The sequence below is a fragment of the Streptomyces sp. NRRL B-1140 genome (genome assembly GCF_001280065.1).
Taxonomy (GTDB): Bacteria; Actinomycetota; Actinomycetes; order Streptomycetales; family Streptomycetaceae; genus Streptomyces.
Genome location: NZ_LGEA01000157.1, coordinates 1 through 1,081 on the forward strand (window position 1 = coordinate 1; position 1,081 = coordinate 1,081).

The following is a 1,081-nucleotide window of genomic DNA, read 5'->3' on the forward strand; positions in this document are numbered from 1 at the left end:
TGTATTGACCTGGAGCGTTGTTCACACGGCTGATCGGTGGCTGGCCTCCGAGTGCGGTGTGGCAGCGATGGTAGTTGTAGACGTGGAGGAAGTCGGCCAGGGCTGCGCTGCGTTCGTCGTTGCTGGTGTAGGGCCGCAGGTAGGCCCATTCATCGAGCAGGGTGCGGTTGAAGCGCTCGACCTTGCCGTTGGTCTGCGGCCGGTAGGGCCGGGTCTTCTTGTGGGTGATGCCGGCCGTGGCCAGTGTCTGGGTGAACAGTTTGGACTTGTAGCAGGAGCCGTTGTCGGTCAGGACCCGTTCGACGGTGATGCCGTGGGCGGCGAAGAAGGCGTTGGCCCGCTGCCAGAAGCCGGTGGCGGTGTCCTTGCGCTCGTCGGTGAGGACCTCGCTGTAGGCCAGGCGGGAGTAGTCGTCGACGGCGGAGTGGACGAACGAGTAGCCGATCACCGGCTTGCAGCTGCGGCGTCGGTCGGTGGTGGCGAGTTTGTTGTCCATCGCCTGGCGGCGGTCCATGATCTTGTGGCCGCCGCCGTCGGGGATATTGCCGAGCTTTTTGATGTCGACGTGGACGAGTTCGCCCGGCCGGGCGCGTTCGTAGCGGCGGACGATCGCGCCGGTGGGCCGGTCCAGCCAGGCGAGACGGTTGAGGCCGTGGCGGGTCAGGATGCGGTGCACGGTGGAAGCGGGCAGGCCCAGGACCGGTCCGATGCGGGCTGGGCCGAGCTTGCGGTCGGTTCGCAGTCGGCAGACTCGGGCCTCGACCTCGGGTGGTGTGCGCTGCGGCGTGGTGCGGGGCTTGCTGGAGCGGTCGTGCAGGCCGGCCTCGCCCTCGGCCCGCCAGCGGCGGATCCACTTGTGCGCGGTGGGCCGCGATATGCCCATCTCGGCCGCCACATGCGCGACGGGACGGCCGGACAGGACGCGTTCGACCAGGATCCGTCTGCCGTGAACGGTCAAACGGGCATTACGGTGGGACACGAAGACCTCCGTGTGCGGTGCAGCTTAGACACCTCCACCACACCGGAGGTCTTCGCCGTGATCAAGACCCCGGCCCTGTCAACAACGCTCGTGATCAATACA

General features: G+C 67.2%; 1 protein-coding gene. It reads right to left on the reverse strand.

The genetic code is table 11. The features are described from left to right. Positions 1 to 979: IS481 family transposase (locus ADK65_RS34480; RefSeq protein WP_053675237.1), on the reverse strand; the 979-nt coding region annotated here is incomplete at its 3' end. Positions 980 to 1,081 lie beyond the last annotated feature (102 nt).